The organism is Enterococcus sp. DIV0802b (assembly GCF_050543535.1).
Lineage (GTDB): Bacteria > Bacillota > Bacilli > Lactobacillales > Enterococcaceae > Enterococcus_D > Enterococcus_D entomosocium.
This window is the reverse complement of the sequence record NZ_CP172941.1, coordinates 1,257,727-1,276,817: the sequence shown is the minus strand read 5'-3', so window position 1 is coordinate 1,276,817 and position 19,091 is coordinate 1,257,727. Positions and strand designations below refer to the sequence as shown.

The 19,091-nt window shown below is 34.7% G+C and carries 11 protein-coding genes; all 11 read right to left on the bottom strand.

Going from position 1 to position 19,091, the window contains the following annotated elements:
- Window positions 1-97: 97 nt before the first annotated feature.
- The 11 genes from IGJ12_RS06140 to IGJ12_RS06090 all read right to left on the bottom strand — a co-directional run bounded on the left by IGJ12_RS06140 (window position 98) and on the right by IGJ12_RS06090 (window position 19,002).
- Window positions 98-1,855 carry a hypothetical protein gene (locus IGJ12_RS06140; RefSeq protein WP_430619478.1) on the bottom strand — a complete coding sequence of 586 codons (1,758 nt, stop codon included), beginning with the start codon at window positions 1,853-1,855 and terminating at the stop codon, window positions 98-100.
- A 131-nt stretch (window positions 1,856-1,986) separates the two neighbouring features.
- Entirely contained in the window at window positions 1,987-2,934 is a 948-nt protein-coding gene (locus IGJ12_RS06135) for an NAD-dependent epimerase/dehydratase family protein (protein WP_207463014.1), read from the bottom strand.
- 39 nt (window positions 2,935-2,973) lie between these two features.
- A complete protein-coding gene (locus IGJ12_RS06130) occupies window positions 2,974-6,432 on the bottom strand; it encodes a CDP-glycerol glycerophosphotransferase family protein (protein ID WP_430619477.1) in 3,459 nt (1,152 codons plus the stop codon).
- 79 nt (window positions 6,433-6,511) lie between these two features.
- Complete coding sequence (locus IGJ12_RS06125) at window positions 6,512-9,826, bottom strand: CDP-glycerol glycerophosphotransferase family protein (RefSeq protein ID WP_430608741.1); 3,315 nt, start codon at window positions 9,824-9,826, stop codon at window positions 6,512-6,514.
- A 3-nt stretch (window positions 9,827-9,829) separates the two neighbouring features.
- Window positions 9,830-11,029, bottom strand: a complete 1,200-nt coding sequence (locus IGJ12_RS06120; RefSeq protein WP_142424438.1) for a CDP-glycerol glycerophosphotransferase family protein — start codon at window positions 11,027-11,029, stop codon at window positions 9,830-9,832.
- Window positions 11,010-11,756 (bottom strand): WecB/TagA/CpsF family glycosyltransferase, encoded by a 747-nt coding sequence (locus IGJ12_RS06115; RefSeq protein ID WP_177900717.1) that lies wholly within the window; start codon window positions 11,754-11,756, stop codon window positions 11,010-11,012. Before IGJ12_RS06115 ends, IGJ12_RS06120 begins: the two co-directional genes overlap by 20 nt.
- The gene (locus tag IGJ12_RS06110; protein WP_087664337.1) at window positions 11,746-12,909 is read right to left on the bottom strand and encodes a CDP-glycerol glycerophosphotransferase family protein; all 1,164 of its coding nucleotides are present in this window, start codon (window positions 12,907-12,909) and stop codon (window positions 11,746-11,748) included. The genes IGJ12_RS06115 and IGJ12_RS06110 overlap by 11 nt, the downstream gene beginning before the upstream one ends.
- Window positions 12,910-13,110: 201 nt before the next feature.
- Window positions 13,111-14,409, bottom strand: coding sequence for an asparagine--tRNA ligase (gene asnS / locus IGJ12_RS06105; RefSeq protein ID WP_005236932.1), 1,299 nt, complete (start codon window positions 14,407-14,409; stop codon window positions 13,111-13,113).
- Window positions 14,410-14,452: 43 nt separating this feature from the next.
- Entirely contained in the window at window positions 14,453-15,646 is a 1,194-nt protein-coding gene (locus IGJ12_RS06100) for a pyridoxal phosphate-dependent aminotransferase (RefSeq protein ID WP_008381156.1), read from the bottom strand.
- 50 nt (window positions 15,647-15,696) lie between these two features.
- The gene (locus IGJ12_RS06095) at window positions 15,697-16,197 is read right to left on the bottom strand and encodes a DUF5590 domain-containing protein (RefSeq protein ID WP_005236934.1); all 501 of its coding nucleotides are present in this window, start codon (window positions 16,195-16,197) and stop codon (window positions 15,697-15,699) included.
- Between the two features lie 48 nt (window positions 16,198-16,245).
- Window positions 16,246-19,002, bottom strand: a complete 2,757-nt coding sequence (locus IGJ12_RS06090; RefSeq protein ID WP_430619476.1) for a helicase C-terminal domain-containing protein — start codon at window positions 19,000-19,002, stop codon at window positions 16,246-16,248.
- Window positions 19,003-19,091: the final 89 nt, after the last annotated feature.

The window sequence follows — 19,091 nt, the reverse complement described above, 5'->3', positions numbered from 1 at the left end:
ATAAACTAAAAAGTCTCATCTTGCCCTCTCCTCAAGATAATACGATTTACAATAGCAACAAATTGTACATTACATAGTGATATTGAAAATAATAAAGCTAATTCAATAATTTATAAATTTTTGAAAAACATATATAACACAAAGATATGATGAAAACTATTGATGATATAAATATTGAAAAAATCACATAACTAGGTGTATCATACGATACCTCTAATCTATTTTGACCTTGGTTAGCTTCGACCTGAATCGTACCAATCTCAGTTAGTTCAGGTTTAATTTCATTTTTATTCAATACATCCTCAATTATTGTATCATTATACTTCACGATAGGAATATTCGTTTTTTCTTCTTTATCATTATTCCATGTGACTATTATTTTGCCATTCTTTACTTCCTTATTAAAATCGCTATTCGGATATATAATATATGTCCAATATTTTGTATATGGATTAAAATCCTCGAACTCATTATTTGGAATTTTGTGTTGTAAAGGAAGATAATCAGAAGTTCCCTTTCTTACTATGTTAAGTACTTCCTCTAAATTCTTACTCTTAATAGCATTTCGCATATCCTCACTTGAAATACTATCAGGCTTTTTATTTGGAAATGCTAAAACATTTTCAGACTTCCAACTATCCATTCTTTCATAAACTCTATTTTGAGCTATCGACACAGAAAACAAAGTGATTACACCTAGCATTATAATTAATTGTTTTTCTTTGTGTTTGTTTATATTCATCCCCAGTGAAAGCAATAATAATATAGTTGGTATTATAATTAGTCTAGATGGAAATTGAAGAAGAGTCTCTAATGCTGAGACTTTTTGACCTAAAACATTCCATGGGAAGAAGCGACTTGATATAAACAAGAAAATAACACCTATTGCTGTCATTAACTTGTTATTAATATTTATGGTATTCCAAAAGGTAACTGAATAACAAATTTGTATAAAAAATACAAGAGAAAAAATAATTCCTATATTAGCATGACCAGTACCTGCATTAGGGAGAAAATAAACTGCATTTGCCATTAAATCACTGGGAAATGTCTGTAACAATTCATTACTGCTCATTAAATGTAGCATTCCTGTCCAAACATTTAAACTTAGCAGTATTGCTAGAATAATCGCTAAGAGTAGTTTGATTGCGAATTTTTTTTTATTATCACACTTATAAAAAGAGTAAACAATAAATGGGGCTAAAGTAATTGTCGCAAGTAAAGAAGAAAAAACATGTGTTTGAAGCAGCATCCCCATACTTAGTCCTAATCCAAAAGCAGAAAAATCATGGTCCTCGTTAATTAGCATTTCAATACCATAATAGATTACAAATGGAATAAGCATATTTCCCACGCTCGTAAAAGAGCCTGCAAGATTCCATGACGAAACAAAATAGCTTGACATATAAAGGATACCAGACATCAGTGCAATTGAATCTCTCAACGAAAGCTTCTTCGCAATTCTATAAATTCCAATTGCACCTATTATATTAACAAGAAACGATGTTACTAATTGAAACTTCACCCAGCTCTCCGTAAATAGTAAAATAGCACCTAACAAATAAGCCATTGCGGGTCCGTAAAATGCATTTACGATTCTTGCGGATTGTTGAAAAGAAAATAGAGAAAGAAAATAATTGAATTCTCCCGATTGCATTTGCATCATGGTTTCATAAATACGATTCATATGAAATATAGAATCCACACCCAATATAAATCCTCTTTCATACATCTGAGCACTTTGAATAGCTATGGAAGCAATTGAAAATATTAAGATGACTCCTAAATACTTAAAGCTATTTTCTTTTTTTGCTCGATTTATCATTATTAAAAAACTCCCTACATTATCAGACAAGATTTGCCTCTATTAATTTGCACCAAATTATTTATTGAAATAAAAAGGTTTCTCACTAAAATATCTTAACAGATATTTTAGTGAGAAACCAACCCAACAATAAAAAAAATAACTCTAAAGAACAGAAAAACTTATTTCATTTCATTTGTTAAATATTTAGCTATCCCTTTATTCAAATTGTATTTAGGTGAAAATCCAAGACTTTTGAGTTCAGAAACCTCTGCATATGAGTCTTGAATATCTCCTTTTCTTACATTTTCATATTTAATGATTGGCTCTATACCTGTCTCTGATTTAAAAATATCCAGTACATCATTAATTGAACTTGGAGTACCAGTACCAACATTATAAACATTACCTTGTGCCTCTTCTTTTTCTGACACAATTTTTAATGCTTGAACGACATCGTCAACATAGACGAAGTCTCTTGTCTGACTTCCATCACCATAAAGGGTAAACACATTTTTTTCATGGTTTTTCAGTTTCTTGAAATGGTTCGTTATTATAGAAAGTACACCTGAATAGGGCGATGATGGGTTTTGATTAGGTCCATATACATTGAAAAATCGTACAGCACTAGTAGGTAGATCATAAAGTGAATTATAAAGTAAAACATATTGTTCCGAAGAATATTTATCAATAGCATACGGTGATAAAGGCTTTATCTTTGAATTTTCGGTTTTAGGTAAAGAAGGTTCATCTCCATATACAGCGGCAGATGAAGCAAAGACAAATCTCTTTAGTTTTTTCTGAGTTTGTTTTGAGAGCTCTAATAAATTTAGAGTCGCCTCCATGTTAACTTGATGTGTTAATAATGGTCTGCCAATTGAATCTGCGACACTGGCGATTGCTGCTAAATGAAAGATAAACGAAAACGTATTTTTTTCAAATATTTCCTTAATCATTTCTTTGTCTCGTATATCACCTTTAACAAATGTTAAATTTTTCGATTGCTTCAGATTTTGAAGATCTCCCATTGATAAATCATCTAAAACAATGACTTCATTTCCTTCTTTAATTAGCGTGTTGACAATGGTAGACCCTATAAAACCAGCGCCTCCAGATACAAAATACTTCATAATTGATACTCCTTAAAATATATTTATTTAATACGTCACTTACAGTATGCTAATTTTATCATAAAACATCTCTACAGCTTTTTTATTGTACTCATTTGCATCAAATCTCTTAAATTCGTCTTGACTATGATAAGACTCCAATAACATGTTTTCTATCCCATTGATATCATTAGAGGATGCCAGTATACCATAATCTCCATTTGAAAGAACATAATTACTCGCTGGAATATTAGTTGAGCAAACCGGAATACCTAAAGATAAAGCTTCAAGAAGAACCATAGGTTGACCTTCATAGGCCGAGGTTAAAGTAAAAAGTTGACACTTTTTCAGTATTGCAAAAGGATTAGAAACATGTCCCATTAGAAAAACAGAATCTTCTAAGTTATTATCCTTAACAATTGATATTAATTCTTCTCTTAAATTGCCGTCCCCCAAGATGTACAATTTGCTTTTAGGAACCTTTTTTTGGAAGTTTTGAAAAGCAGTAATAAGCTTATCTTGCTGCTTTTCAACAGATAATCTTCCAATAGAAATAATATTATAATTACTTTCATCTGGAAGTAAAATGAAGTTCCCAAGTAGATCATATTTTCCAAACTCTTTTACTATCTCAACATCTTTTGTTTCAAAATAGAAAGTTCCATCATAAAAGAAAGACCCTTTAGTGGATTCAATTAAAGTATCAACAATAATAGTTTCTTTTTTATCAATTGTAATAGGATTCTTTAAGAAACAATCAGTATACTTATTGTTTCCTGGATTCAATAATATCTCCACTCTTACTTTTCTTTCTGAAACAATTTGATCATCTGATATAAAACGCAGATTATTCTTATTTACCCAACCAATTTTTTTGCTGCCATCAAATAAAAGATAGTAAGTTCCATAAAAATTATTAATAATCTTAGTATATTTAACTATTTTGTTTATTAAGTTAACAGAATTGAAATTTGAATTATTGTTCGCCGCTTTATCGAAGGGATCTTTTCCATCTATACTATTTATAGATACATAACCTTCTTCGTTAATTGTTAATAAAGGATTTTTTTTCTTATCAGCTAGCCTCTTTAAATTAGATATAATATTCTTGACTCTTCTAATTTTACTGAATCTTGGTACTTCGTTAATAACGTTGTAATAGACCCATCCATTAACATAATTATCAACAATAATATGAAAATAGATATCTCCATTACTTAAAGTGGCTTTCTCAATAATTCTTACATACAAATATTTGTAAAAATCGGTCGTTCCATATCTTTTACTAAGATCACTTGTAGGAAGATCGATCCAAAAGACCTTGTTTTTTTGCCTTTTTATATAACCATACGACGAATATGGTTCCTTTGAAAGTAAATAAGGATACTTTTTAGTATAGTTCTGTGCATCAACCCATCCCACATAAACATCGTCTATTAAGATTTTATAAAACTCTTTACTTTTATATTTTACAGATGCTATAGCTTTTATTTTTAAATCATCCTTATAAGGATACATTTTACTAGATTTCTCACGAAATGTGTCCCATACGAGAATATCCATTTTATTTGTTAACTCTAATTCTATATTTACTTTTTTTATAATAGGTTTTTTTTCTTCCTTAGTACTATCATCATTACTAAATAGTTTTTCTAAATCTAATGAATTTAATACATAGCTAATTTTTTCTTCTGGAATAAACTTTTTCAGAGAGTTTTTATTCACATCGGCCATGACTGGAGATACAGCTAATAACATATCAAAACGATTATATACACTAAATAATTGCCCTAGGGTTTTAAAATGAACTTGTCTTCCATTTACTATTTTTTGTCTATCAGCATCCATATCACTATGCATGTAACAAATTTTCTTTTTTGAATCTGATGATAAAATATATTTTGCCCAATAGAAACTATAACCAGAGAAATCAATAGAAACATCAAATTTACTATTTGAAAAAATACGATTTGCTTCTCTTCGAAAACCTTCCCAAGGAAGCATTGAACTATCAATATGATCTACATTATTTTGTGAAGTTAACTTTCTAAGATTCTTACTTTCTTCCGGGGTAAGGATGGCATATCCTGGTTTGAAAATAAGATGACATTGCTTCGGAATTCTATTCACATTCTCCAGTTTTTCTTTTGTATTAGGATTGCCCATAAAACAAGTAATTTCGTATCTATCGTAGTCTATATTTTTCAAGAGATTCAATAAACTAGAAGTAATACCATTGTTTTGCATTCCACCTGTATATATTAGAACTTTTTCTTTTGTATTTGTTAACTTTACGACTTTACCAGAACCAGCTGCTTGATCCTTGAATATATAATTTATTACTCGTTTAGTTGCACAGCCATCTTCATATTTAACAAAATTTTCTTTTGCTCTATTATAATTTTCTTTGTATTCAGCTTTCACTGATTCAATTGCGTTAATCGATTCAATCACTTCATCTATCGTACTTAGAATCGGTCCTGGTAATTCTTTCTCATCAAAGTACAATCCCCTGGTCGAATCGTAAATATCATTATCCCAAGAATAGAAAATTATCGGTTTGTCTGTAATTAAAAAATCAAAAAAAATACTTGAATAGTCTGTCAACAATATATCTGTAGCTAATAATATACAATTTGGATCAAAATCGTCTGGAACTAAGTAATTATTCAACTCTTCAACTTCTTGTGCTCGCTTAAAAATATAAGGATGTACTTTGACTAAAACATTGTATTTATCCCCGACTTGTTTTCTTAATAAGGATGTTTCCGCTAGTATCTGATGTATTGAATCTGTCGGATTCAATGTTGAGGTACCTTTCCAAGTAGGACAATACAAGATAACATCTTTTGTAGAATCAATAACCATTCCACGTTCAATCAACTGTTCCAAGACAGATTTATCTTTCTTCTGCAATATATCATTTCTTGGGTAACCAAACTCTAGTATCTCACCTGAAAAAATACCGTCCAATCGGAAACTATTCTTAAACACTTCCGTAGTATGTGCATTAGGACTAAGAATAAACTTACTAAATAAAAAGTTTCTAACAACATTCTGAGATCCTACTGGATTTGCATTTTCAATGTCATATCCCATTTTTTTTAAAGGTGTTCCATGCCAAGTATTAATCACAATTTGCTCTTCTTTAGGTATAAAGAAAGATTGAAATGTTGAATTAGTTATAAGATATTTACTTTTTGAAAGATAATATACATATTCGCGAGTGTTTCTTTCTATAAAAGAAACATTTGGCATATTAGAAAATTTTTCGATTATTCTACCCCATCCAATTTCAGTGGGAACATAACTCCACACATGATGATATTTTTCAAACATAGGATCCCCAATTAGATAATCAAATATTGCTTTGGGAGAATCAATCATATTTTTTCCATCTCGAGATTCGTAAAAAATTGTTGATGAATCAACATCATTTTTTTTATATTCTTCAGAAAACCATAATGATAATTGCTCAGAATTTCTCAATTTAATTTTCTTGAACTTTTTTGCTATCATAATAAGCACCTTTCTCTACAATACAAATTGTAAATTATTCTATAATATAGCCACTTTTTCTTACAGTTTAAATTCATTTTTAATTTACTTCTGTATAAAAGTTTTTTAACGCCTTATCATTATATTCTTCGGGATTAAAAATTAAATTCATTTCTAAATTATTAATTTTTTTAAACAGAGCGCTAGAAATATCTTCAGAAGAAAATCCTTCAATATATTCCGAAGCATAATTTTTGAGGACCGATAGATTTGCCGGAATATTAGTGGCTAAAACAGGAAGTTTTAAAGTTAATGCTTCAAGTAAGACCATTGGTTGTCCTTCGTAAATTGAGGGGAAAACAAAAAGATCACACTGCTTCATAATTGTAAATGGATTTTCTTGATGTCCCAAAAGAAAAACATTTTTTTCTAAGTCTAAGCTCAAGATCAACTGACGCATTTCGTTCTTTAAAGGGCCATCTCCTATAATAAATAGGCGAATATTTGGCTGTTTACCTAGTACGGTCTTAACTGCTTTAATTAAACTGATCTGATTTTTTTCAGGTGATAATCTTCCCATATTGACTAAATTAAAATAATTATCTAATGTTTGTGGTAATTCAGTTTCTGTTCGTTGGTTGTTATCAGTAAATTCATTCCGATAATTTTTATTGAAAATATATTCATTACTTTGTATATCAGAAATTCCTATTAAATCATCCTCTTCAACCCAAAGAGACTGATTGTTAAAATCATTAGTGCAGTAGTAAATCTTATCAGCAATTCTTGCTTGCTTAGAAAAACTTATAACCCTACCCTTTTGTTTTTCCAAAACTAAATGTTCACTTTCAGAATCTATTTCAGGAGCAAGAGATGCTACAATGGGATTCTTAGCAACTGTTCCAATTACAAACTCCATTGCAAATGAATCATACAGATTTATGTTTTTTGATTTATTTTTTCTAAGAAAATAATTTTTTAAAAACTTAAGTCCTTTAGTGTCATGAAAATTAGAAAGACTACTTTGATTCACCCAGCCAACTTCGCCAGTATTATTCTCAATAAAGCAAAATCTTTGATCATTGAATATGATTCGCTTACTTATATAAACATAAGTTTTGTCAAGCATCTTTAGTGGTGAGCGAAATTCAGTTAAATTGTTTAATGACTTAAAAATCATTGCATCATTGTCACAATTGACGGTAGCAATTGATGAGTATTTATCTACAACAGTATCTAATTCAATCATGTGATTAATTGGATCAACATCTTTACCGTCTATCCATCCTGTATATAGTCCATTCAACGTAATCTTTACATATTCCTTAACATTAACTCTCGTTGAAGCAATTACGAAGATAGTGTCTTTTTCAGAAATCAATATATTGAAAAAGGAATTGTCTTTTAATGAAACTAAGTTTTTTGCTACTTTATAAAAACCCTCTTTTTTGATTCTTGCATTATATCGAAATTCCACTACTTCATTACTTACTATATTATGATCTTTAGAAACAAAATCATCATTTAGGATTTTTCTAGTATCGATAGTATTTATAGTGAAACCAAGTTGATCATCTTTAATAAATCTTCTTAAGTTTCGTCTATTAACTTCCATAGTCTCTTTCGATACGCTTAAGATGCGGTCATAAAGATAATATATTGAAAAAACAGCTGGTAAATTTTTCTTGTGTGGGGCTTTTCCATTGATTATTTTTTTTGAATCACTTAATAAATCATTGTGTTGGAAAATAATTTTCTTATCGCTGTTCATAAACGCTATAGTTTTTGCCCAGAAAAAACTATAGCCACTAAAATCAATCGCAGCATCAAAATGAACATTCCCAACTATTCTAGTTGCTTCCCTCTTGTACGCTTGTTTCGGAAGGACAAAACGCCATACTTTTTTCGAAGTGAACGCCTGAATAAATAAGTCTCTCAATATTTCACTTCTCGAATAAAGGGTCCTTCCAGGACGAAAAAGCATTCGAACATTTTCATTGATTTTATTTAAATTACTGATTTCTTCGTCGGAAACTGGTTTGTTGAGGATAATGGAAACATCATACTTATTGAAGTCTAGATTATTGGTAAGATTGATAAAACTAGTTGAGATACCATTATTTTTCATTCCGCCAGGATAAATAATAAGCTTATTTAAATCGTTTCTTAGAATAACTTCTTCAATTCTTTTCGTTCTTTTATTATTAAATATTCTTTCGATGTATCTTTTTGTAACTTTACCATCTTGATATTTGGAAAATTTCTCTTTCATCAATTGGTAACATTCCCGATGTTGCTCAGTAGAATACGCTTTTGTTTCTATTAACCGAATAAGATCATCTATTGTTTCAGCAACTGGTCCTGGTAAATCACTTTCTTTTAAATACATTCCTCTATCCACTTCATATAAGTCTCGATCCCAAACATAAAAAATAATTGGTTTATCAGTTACTAAAAAGTCGAAAAATATACTAGAGTAATCTGTTATTAATAAGTCAACAATAGACAAAACTTCATTAGGATCTAGGTAGTCCGGAATAAGTATTGAGCGAATCTCTTCATCTCTACTTAATTCACGATAAATATATGGATGTACTTTAACCAATACATTGTACTGATTTTTAAAATGTTCTTTCAAAAAAATGGTTTCTTTAACGATCTGCTCTTTATCATTCGAGGGATTTAAGATGGATGATCCTTTCCAAGTCGGTGTATATAAAATTGTAGGTAAACGATCATTATAAGTTAAGTTTAGCTTCTTTAACTCTTTCTTTATACTTTCTCGATTGATAGTATTCGTCCTATCGATCCTTGGATATCCGCCTTCTAAAATCGTTCCAGGAAATAAGCCATCTAAACGATAACTTTTTGAGAAAATCTCTGTTGTATGTGAGTTAGGTGACAAGATGTAATCAGCCATTAAAAAATTTCGTACAACATTTTGAGAATGGGCTGGATTACCAGGAATGTCAAATCCCATATATTTCAAAGGCGTTCCGTGCCAAGTATTTATGTATGTTTGACCTTCTCTCTTTAAGAAAATTGACTGGAAAGTAGCATTGTTAATTAGATACTCTGCTGTTGCCAGCCAAAGCAAATATCTTTTTGAGTTTCTTTCTACAAATTCAACATTGTCGAATTCTGCCTTAATACGTTTTACTGTGGGATAATTTAAGTCGTTGATAACCCAGATATGATGAAAATGAGCATATTCGGGATCTTTTACTAAATGCATAAACATTGCGTAGGGAGAATCTACGATTGATTGCCCATCTCGAACTTCATAAAGGATCGTGTTCTTTTGTATTTTCTTTTTACTCGCTTTTATATAGTATGAGGCAATTTTGCCATTTTCTGAAACAAAACTAGTCACTACTTTACTTAATATCGTTTTCACATTACTTAAAGCACTCATGTGTTATCCCCTTATATTGCATTCTTTGATCAGTTCAGCTACCTTATTAGCAGCATCACCATTTTCCCAAGAACAAAATTTATTATAGAATTCTAGATATTTCGTATCCGAACATTCTGAATCAATAGTTTGACGACAAAATTTTTCTATAACCTGGTAGAATGATTGTTCATCTAAACAGATAGATCCTGGTACTTCACTATAATCGAAGTAAAATCCTCGGATTCCATTTTCATAATGATTTAAATCATATGGATAGAAAATCAACGGTTTTTTTAATATCAAATAATCGAACATTACAGAAGAATAATCCGTTATGAGACAGTCACTAATTAAATATAACTCATTAATATCCTCATCCGAACATATTTTGATTTGGTCTTCATAGCCATCTATTACAATAGATTCTTTGACTAAATAGTGCGGTCGAATTATCAATGTATCGTCTTTATTCATTCTAGAAGTAAGTTGACTCAATTCAAATGGCATAAAGAACTTGTAGTTTCCTTTTGAAATAAAATAATCGTCCCGCCAGGTCGGTGCATATAATAGAACATGCCCTTTTCTATCTCCAATAATTTTTTTCTTAAGCTGACTAATTGTATTATCATCATCTTTGAAACGTACTAAAACATCATTTCTTGGATAACCAATATCTAAGAAAGTATTTTCAAAACCAAACGCCGTCTTGAAGATATTTTTTGAATACTCATTTGGGGCAATCAAGTAATCCCACCGATTACTTTCTTTGTAGAAGCCAGCTTTGTATTTTTGCGTATCAGTATTTGGCATAACCACGTTATCAATATCTGCTCCTAATTTTTTAAGGGGCGTACCATGCCACGTTTGCAAATAAATTGTCTGCTTATTTTTTTTAAGCCATTCAGATAAACGGGAGTTAAAGATCCAAAAACTAGCCCTTGGCATTAACAAAAGCCATTTAAAGGAAAAACGTGAGATAAAAAACATTTCAGGATATTTTTCTTTCGCTTCTGACAAACTTTCTTTTTTTATACTCCAGTAGAAAGTCCAATCTGCAAAATCAATCGATTGTATCATCTCTTGATAGATCGCTAAAGGATTATCAGAAGGAATTTTCCCGTTAAAACTTTCGAATATAACCATTTGTTTTTTTACTGGAAAAATAGATGCTATAAAATTAAATAGTATTCGATAAAAAAAACTAATTATTCTTTTGATCACTTCTATTCACCAGCTTCCAATAGATACTTTTAACTAAAAAAACAGGCAATTGCGCAATTCTTCCTAATCTGGTCGGATTACTTAACGAGCGATACAACCATTCTAAGTGAAGGTTTATAAAAAAATTAGGGGCTCTTTTTACATGACCACTCAAAACATCAAAGCTCCCACCAACATCTTGAAAAACAGAAGCGTGTATCGCATTCATATTTTGGGCAAGCCACCGTTCTTGTCTGGGGAACCCTAGCGCCACAAAAACAAAATCGGGCTTCACAGCGTTTATTTGATTGACAATTGCCTCATCACCCAGAGTCGTATAACCGTCTATCGCTCCTGCAATTGTTAGGTCGGGATACTGATTATTAATATTTTTTAGTGCATCAGTCAACACTTCAGGTTTTGCGCCATAAAAAAAAGCACTCATTTTATTTTCATTTGCGTAACCTAGCAATCTTACCATTAAATCGTAACCAGTAACTCTTTCTTTTATCTTTCCGCCAGTTAATCTTGAAACAAGTACCACTCCGACGCCATCAGGTATCCGATGGGTACTCTGATTGATAAACGTTACAATATCTGGGTATTTTCTGCTTTCAGTAATAATCTGCGGATTTACACTAATGATAGTCATTTTCTTATCACTATCGATGTAGCGTGCCAAATCATCCACCACTTCTCCATAAGTGATTGGATCAACTAAAACGCCCATTATATTTTCAGATTTCATATTGCTTATCAATCCATTCTAAAAAAGAGTCAATGGCGCGCCCGGAAACATACGTATTCCAAGTTTGGTTAAAATCTGACAAATCCTCATTTCCCATCGTCTCTATACTGGAAAAAAGTTCCTCGGAGGATTTCACAATGGAAGAACCTATATCTTTCTTAAACTCTTCTTGAATTCCGACAATTTCATCGTACAGTTCAAAATCATAACAGAAATAAATGATCTTCCCACGAGGGTTTACTAAAGAATATTCAAAAGGTACTGAAGAATAGTCTGTAATCAAGCAATCCGCCATTGCTATTAAATTTTTTAAATCGTAGTCCTTATCATCTTTAATAAAATATTCTGGGTATTGGTTTGCTAATTCTATCATCTTTTTATCATGTGGATGTGGATGAATGAATAATGCCCAATCTTCATTCAATTGATTTGATATAGAATCAAAATCTAAGGGATTATTATCATCGGTATTCTCTCTGTAGGTAGGTAAATAAAGAGCGATTTTCTTGTTCATATCCTCTAGCAAAGCGTTTTTTTGATAAGTTATTGTTTCATCATCTAATTGATAGTAATAATCAGTTAATGGATAGCCGAACTTTAGAAAGATCGGATCAATATTATAACTATCCTTGAAAATCGTTGCCATTGTGGGTGAACTTACTACAAAATGAGTAAATTTATTATAAACTTTCTGATAGCGCCGACGATCCGCAGGAGCAGCATTTTTTGCATACTGTGCTTGAAGACCAAACTTTTTAATTGCTCCATTGGCATGCCAAATTTGAACAACATTCGTTTGTTTATCTAATATCATACCACCCAAAAAAGCAAAGTAATTATCACAAATGATCAATTTTGACTTCTTTAGTATCGGTATGACTTTTAAACAAAGGATTGCAAAGGAATCCACAAGATAGCTCTTAAATCCTTGTTTCTCAAATACTGAAACCATTTGTCGCGCATTTCTGGTGTAACAAATTATCAGTCGATCACCATAGGCTTCAGCCAGAGCTTCCAAAACGTAGTTGCTTGTTGAAGGAAAACTGACAAGAAAAATGATTTTATCATTTTTACGCCTTTTCCCTAAGGAACAAAGACGAACTAAAAATAAATATACTTCTTTTGATAATGAAACAAAAAAATTTTTTTTCATAATTACCCTCTATTTTCACATTAGTTCTTATTTTACATGATTATTAGTGAAAAGAAAATAATTGTAACAAAACCGTTATATTACTCTAACTGTTTTTGAGCTTTTCTTTCATTAGCATCAGTCAATGAGCAGTAATCTTATTCATCACATTTAAGAAATCAAAAAAAGTCAGCTTCAAATCAAGCTGACTTTTTATCTTTTTTACGGATAAATCCGATTCAACAACCGTGGAAACGGAATGGATTCTCTTACGTGCTCGATTCCTGATAACCAGGTAACGGTCCGTTCTAGTCCAAGTCCAAAGCCGGTGTGAGGAACTGAGCCGTACTTGCGTAGGTCTAAATACCATGAGTATTCGTTTTCGTCCAAGCCATGGGCGCGGATTTGCTCTAGGAGGTATTCATGATCGATGGCACGTTCAGAACCACCTATGATCTCGCCATAGCCTTCTGGTGCGATCATATCGGCACAGATCACGACATCTTCTCTCGTTGGATGTGGCTTCATATAGAAAGGTTTGATGGCTTTTGGATAGTTTAAGATAAAGACGGGCTGATCGAATGAATTGGCAATAAAGGTCTCATGTGGTGAGCCAAAGTCATCGCCCCATTGAATATCATCAAAGCCGTTCTTTTGTAATAATTCCACTGCATCATCGTAAGAGATTCGTGGGAATGGTAATTTGGTGTATTTTTTCAAGACTTCACGGTCACGACCTAAGACGTCTAACGCATAGTCACAGTTATCGAGCACATTTTGCACTAAGAATGCCACGTACTGCTCTTGGACTTCTAAACTTTCTTCTTGGTGCATAAAGGCCATTTCTGGTTCAATCATCCAAAATTCAATCAAGTGACGACGTGTCTTTGATTTTTCGGCACGGAAGGTTGGTCCAAAAGAAAAGACTTTGCCAAACGCCATAGCGGCAGCTTCCATGTACAATTGACCGGACTGAGATAGATATGCTTTTTGATCGAAATAGTTGGTTTCAAATAAATCGGTCGTTCCTTCTGGTGCTGATCCGGTTAGGATCGGTGGATCGATTTTGATGAAGCCATTCTTGTTGAAGAATTCATACGTTGCCCGGATGATTTCGTTTCTGATTTGCATGATGGCGTGTTGTTTTGAGGAACGCAACCATAAATGACGATGGTCCATCAAGAAATCTGTTCCGTGTTCTTTTGGTGTGATTGGGTAATCATGGCTTTCCCCAACAACTTCTAAACCAGAAATGCCAATTTCATAGCCAAATTTTGAGCGGCTGTCTTCCCTGATTTCCCCAGTGACCAGTACGGCAGTTTCCTGATTTAAATTTTTCGCTAATTGGAAAACTTCCTCACCTACTTCACTTTTTACAACGATTCCTTGGAAATACGCTGTTCCGTCGCGAAGTTGTAAGAAGGCGATCTTGCCGCTAGAACGTTTGTTAGCAACCCATGCTCCGATTTGAACGGTTTCGCCAACGTGTTTTTTTGCATCTAAAATTTGAATAGATTCCACTTGATTCTCTCCTATCTAATTAATAAAGGCACCATAGAGCATTTTAAGCTTTTTGGCGCTTCTTTTCAACAAAATCATGGATTCGTTTGGTAGCTTCCGCTAACGTGTCCCAATCAGTTGCATAGCTGATCCGTAAATAATCCGGTGTGCCAAAACCAGCACCAGTCACTACTGCCACGTGGGCTTCCATTAGTAAAGCTTCTACGAAGGCATCAATGGTTTGATAGCCGCACATTGTCATGGCTTCTTTGACATTTGGGAACAAGTAAAAAGCGCCTTGGGGTTTCGTCACCTGAAAACCAGGAATAGCGGCAATTAGCGGATATAGTTTGTTCAAGCGTTCTTCGAAGGCCTGACGCATCACTTCGATCGATTCTTGATTACCAGTCAGTGCCTCAACTGCAGCGTATTGGCTAGCAGCCGGCGGGTTGCTGGTAGCTTGGGAAGCGATATCGACCATCGCTTTGATGATTTTTGCATCGCCGACAGCAAATCCGATCCGCCACCCAGTCATAGAATAGGTTTTAGAAACGCCGTTGATCACGATGGTTTGTTTGCGGATCTCTTCTGATAGACTAGCGATTGATGTAAAGGTATTGCCGTTATAAACCAAACGACCATAGATATCATCCGCTATGATCCAAATATTATTTTCCACTGCCCAGTTGCCGATTGCCGTTAATTCTTCTTTTGAGTATATCGCCCCTGTTGGGTTGGCAGGCGAGTTTAAAATGATGGCTTTCGTTTGCTCTGTACGAGCGGCTTCTAATTGAGCAACAGAAACTTTAAAATCTGCTGATTGCTTAGCTTCAACAAACACAGGTGTCCCTTCTGCTAAACGGACTTGTTCCGCATAACTGACCCAGTAAGGAACTGGAATAAGTACTTCATCCTCTTCATCAAGAAGCGCTTGAAACAACGTATACAAAGCAAATTTCGCGCCATCTGTCACGATCACTTGGTTTGAATCATAGTCAGCACCATAAAACTCTTTCATATAAGCAAGAATCGCCTGTTTTAGCTCTGGAATCCCAGCAGTTGCTGTATAAAAACTAGCTTTGCCGCTCTCAATCGCTGCAATCGCTGCTTGGCGAATGTTCTTCGGGGTAATAAAGTCGGGCTCACCGACGGTTAGACTTAATACGTCTACACCTTGGTCTGCTAATGCTTTTGCCTTAGCAGATGCCGCTAACGTAGCGGAGGGTTCTAATTTTTCTGCTCTTTTTGAAAGTACCATGTTTATCATCCTTCCTACGATCCAAATTTCTGTCTATCAAAAGCGCCTTTTTATAGTTCAGTGACCGCTTTGATTTCTTCTCCATCTTTGAAACCAATCAAATAATAGTTCAAGCGGCCTTGGTCGTCTTTAGTCATGACTTCCCAAGCGGGCTCGCCTTTAAAAATACCCAATGCTGCTTTTTGGATTTCCTGCCCTTGATGGTTGTCGCGAACGAAGGCCTTGGCCTGTGCTTCCGTCAATCCATCCCCTTGATTAAAAACGGAAACCTTTTCGCCGCTTTTAGGAATGATCACGACGATCTCATTGTTATTCGTATCTTTTCCAACAATGCTAAAAGATGTTTCCTCACGGGTGAACCAATAAAATTGTTCGACCTCTGCTAAATCGGTGTATCTTTCTGCTATTTCGATCGCTTCGTTTCTTGCTTGCCGCATTGGACGAGAAGAACGGAGATAGAAAATAGAAGCGAAGAGAATAACGACCAGTAAAACCGTGATCGCACTCAGCAAAATAATCACTCGCCGATGTTCTTTGTCTTTTGTTTTCACACTTCGTACTCCAATCTTAAATAAAACTCATTATATCAGATGTTCGACTCATTTTTCAAAATCAACCGCCGCTTTTTCCTCTTGCGCAAAAAAATGTTGAATATCTTCGGCAATTTCGGTTGGACTAGCTTCAATCAGAGGTAAGTTTTTAGGTAGACCTTTGACCATCCGTTTGCCATACTTCGTTGATAACAAGCGTCGATCAAGGACGACCATCACGCCTGTATCCTCTTCAGAACGGATCAAGCGCCCCAACGCTTGGCGTAGCCGTAGAATCGCTTTAGGTAAGGCATCTTCTTTGAAAGAATCGATGCCTTCTGCTTCCAAGAAGGCATGCCGTGCTTGGACCATAGGTTGCTTAGGATTCTCAAAAGGTAAGCGAGTCACCACAGCGATCTTCAAGGCCTGACCTGGTAGGTCGACCCCTTCCCAAAAACTGCTAGTCCCTAATAAGATGCCATTTTCCGCTAATAAAAATTTCTTTAAGATTTTCTCACGGGTTCCGCCAGTTCCTTGAGCAACGATTTCTCTGCCGTAATGCAGGGCTTTTTTATTCAATCGATCATAGACATTTTTCAAAGTTTCGTGCGCCGTAAACAACACAAGCGCTGGTTGCGGATTGTCAAACAAAATTGGGACTAACGCTTCGACTAAATAATCCGCGTATTCGGCAGCTGATGCTTGTTGGATCGAGAGTCCTTTTTTAACTACATAGAGTCGAGTTTGTTTGCTGTAGTCATAAAAAGCGGGAATCGTTTTGACTGGCACATCGGTCAAGCCAATCTGATGGGCAAAATATTCTTTATTTCCTGGAATCTTCAATGTCCCCCCAAGATAAATGATGTGCTGATAGCGTTGATACCACGTGCTTTCCATGATCGAATGCCCTTCTAGATCAGCTAATTCAATCACAGCATTTCCTGACTGGGGATGCTTTTTCAACCAATGAACGTAACGAGGATGCCACCAAGTCAACCATGCGGTCACCGTTTGTTCCTGGGTTTCCATTTGACCAAAGAAATCAAACAAACGAGCAATCACGATTCGTTGTCTTGCATACCACCGATCATTGGTCAACTCGAATCGCTGACGCAACTGTTGTTGGATCTCATTGATTTCTTGATAGTAAAGGCTCAATTTCTGATGCAGCTTGTCTTGTTCTAACGTGCCATCATAGAGGTCGTCATGGTGCACGACTTGTAGCTCTGGCGCATCGATCGACAAACTGCGAAAATACTGTTCTTGTGTTTCGACCAAGATCGACAACGCGTTTCGATACAACGAGAACATCCGTTGCAGAAAGTCATCCTCGGTAATGATTTGGGCAATTTCTTCAAATAGCCCTTCTTCATTTAGCTGTAAAAACTGCCGCTTGAAGTGAGCAGAGTCAAAGACATGTTGACTAAAGCCTTCTGCTTGCTGCGGCAACTGTTGGGCTTCATCAATCAATAAGTAATCACTCGTTGGCAACAGTGGCTGCGCTCGCCGGTTTTCCTGCATCAAAAAGGCATGGTTGACGATCAAAACATTGCTTTGCGCCATCCGCTTATATAAATGTCGAACAAAATCTTGTTCATAGAAGGGTTGATCTTTGGCTAAAAAAGCAACGCCGCGATGGCGGATGTCGGTAAATAAAGGATGATCAAGTCGAACCAAGTTCAATTCATCGAAATCCCCCGTTTCTGTTTTAGTCAGCCAAACTAAGATCCCCATTTGGTATTGCGCATATTGCTTTTGCTCTATCGGTTGATCAAGGGTCGCTTTAAAACGCTGCAAATCAATGTAATGACGATGACTTTTGACCAAAACTGCTTGCAAAGGTTGCTGCAGTACTTGGTTTACCAAAGGAATGTCTTTGTTGATGATTTGATTTTGCAATAGAATTGAAGAGGTACTAACGATCAACGGATTTTCTGGTGTCACTAAATAGGCGGCTGGAAACAAGTAACCAATGGTTTTCCCCATGCCTGTTTCTGCTTCAATGATCAGATTTTTCTCTGGCTGGGTGTAATGCGTATACACTGCATTCATCAAGCGTGCTTGTTGTTTCCGATAGACTAAGTGCTGGCCAAAGCGCTGTTCTTTTTCCGTTTTAACTTTCGGATACGTTTCTTGAAAATGCGTAGATTCAAAAAGCGGGACGGTCTTTTTCCGCAAGACGATACCGTCGATCACTTCTAAATCTTCTGCCAACTCTGGGCCTTTTTCTTTTAAGATTCCATGGATATAGTCACTCGTTTGCATGCCCATTTGACCGCTTAAAAGCGCAATTTGTTTAAGGGTCGTTCGGGGCAGTTCTCGCATGATCGCTTCAATATACAAAAATAAAGCTGCGGTCACTTCTGCATCACTATCAGCTTGATGCGGGTTATCATGACGAAAGCCGATGCTATCTGCCAGATCGCCTAAACGAAAGCTGCTTTCTGTTGGTAGAAACACTTGCGCCAATTCCACCGTATCGATTCCGGGAAGTGATAAAGGCGGTAGCCCGCAACGCACAAATTCATTGCTTAAAAAATGATAATCAAAATAAATATTATGCGCCACAAAAATCGTGTTGCTGAGTAAGTTATAGATCGTATCAGCTACGTCTTCGAAATATGGCGCTTTGCTTACTTGTTGGTTTGTGATGTGTGTCAATCGTTGAATTTGCTTAGAAATTCTGCGGTCAGGGTTGATATCTGCGGCAAAACGATTGATGATCTTGCCATCTTGGACTAAGACACAGCCAAATTGAATAATTCGATCAATCGTCGAATCGGTTCCTGTTGTTTCAAGATCCACCACAGCGTATATGGGTTTCATTGTATTCCTCCTTGCACACTGTCTGCATTATACTACAAAATCAATGGCGATTACATCTGTTTTCCCACTAGATAAGAGGGTTCTCGGGA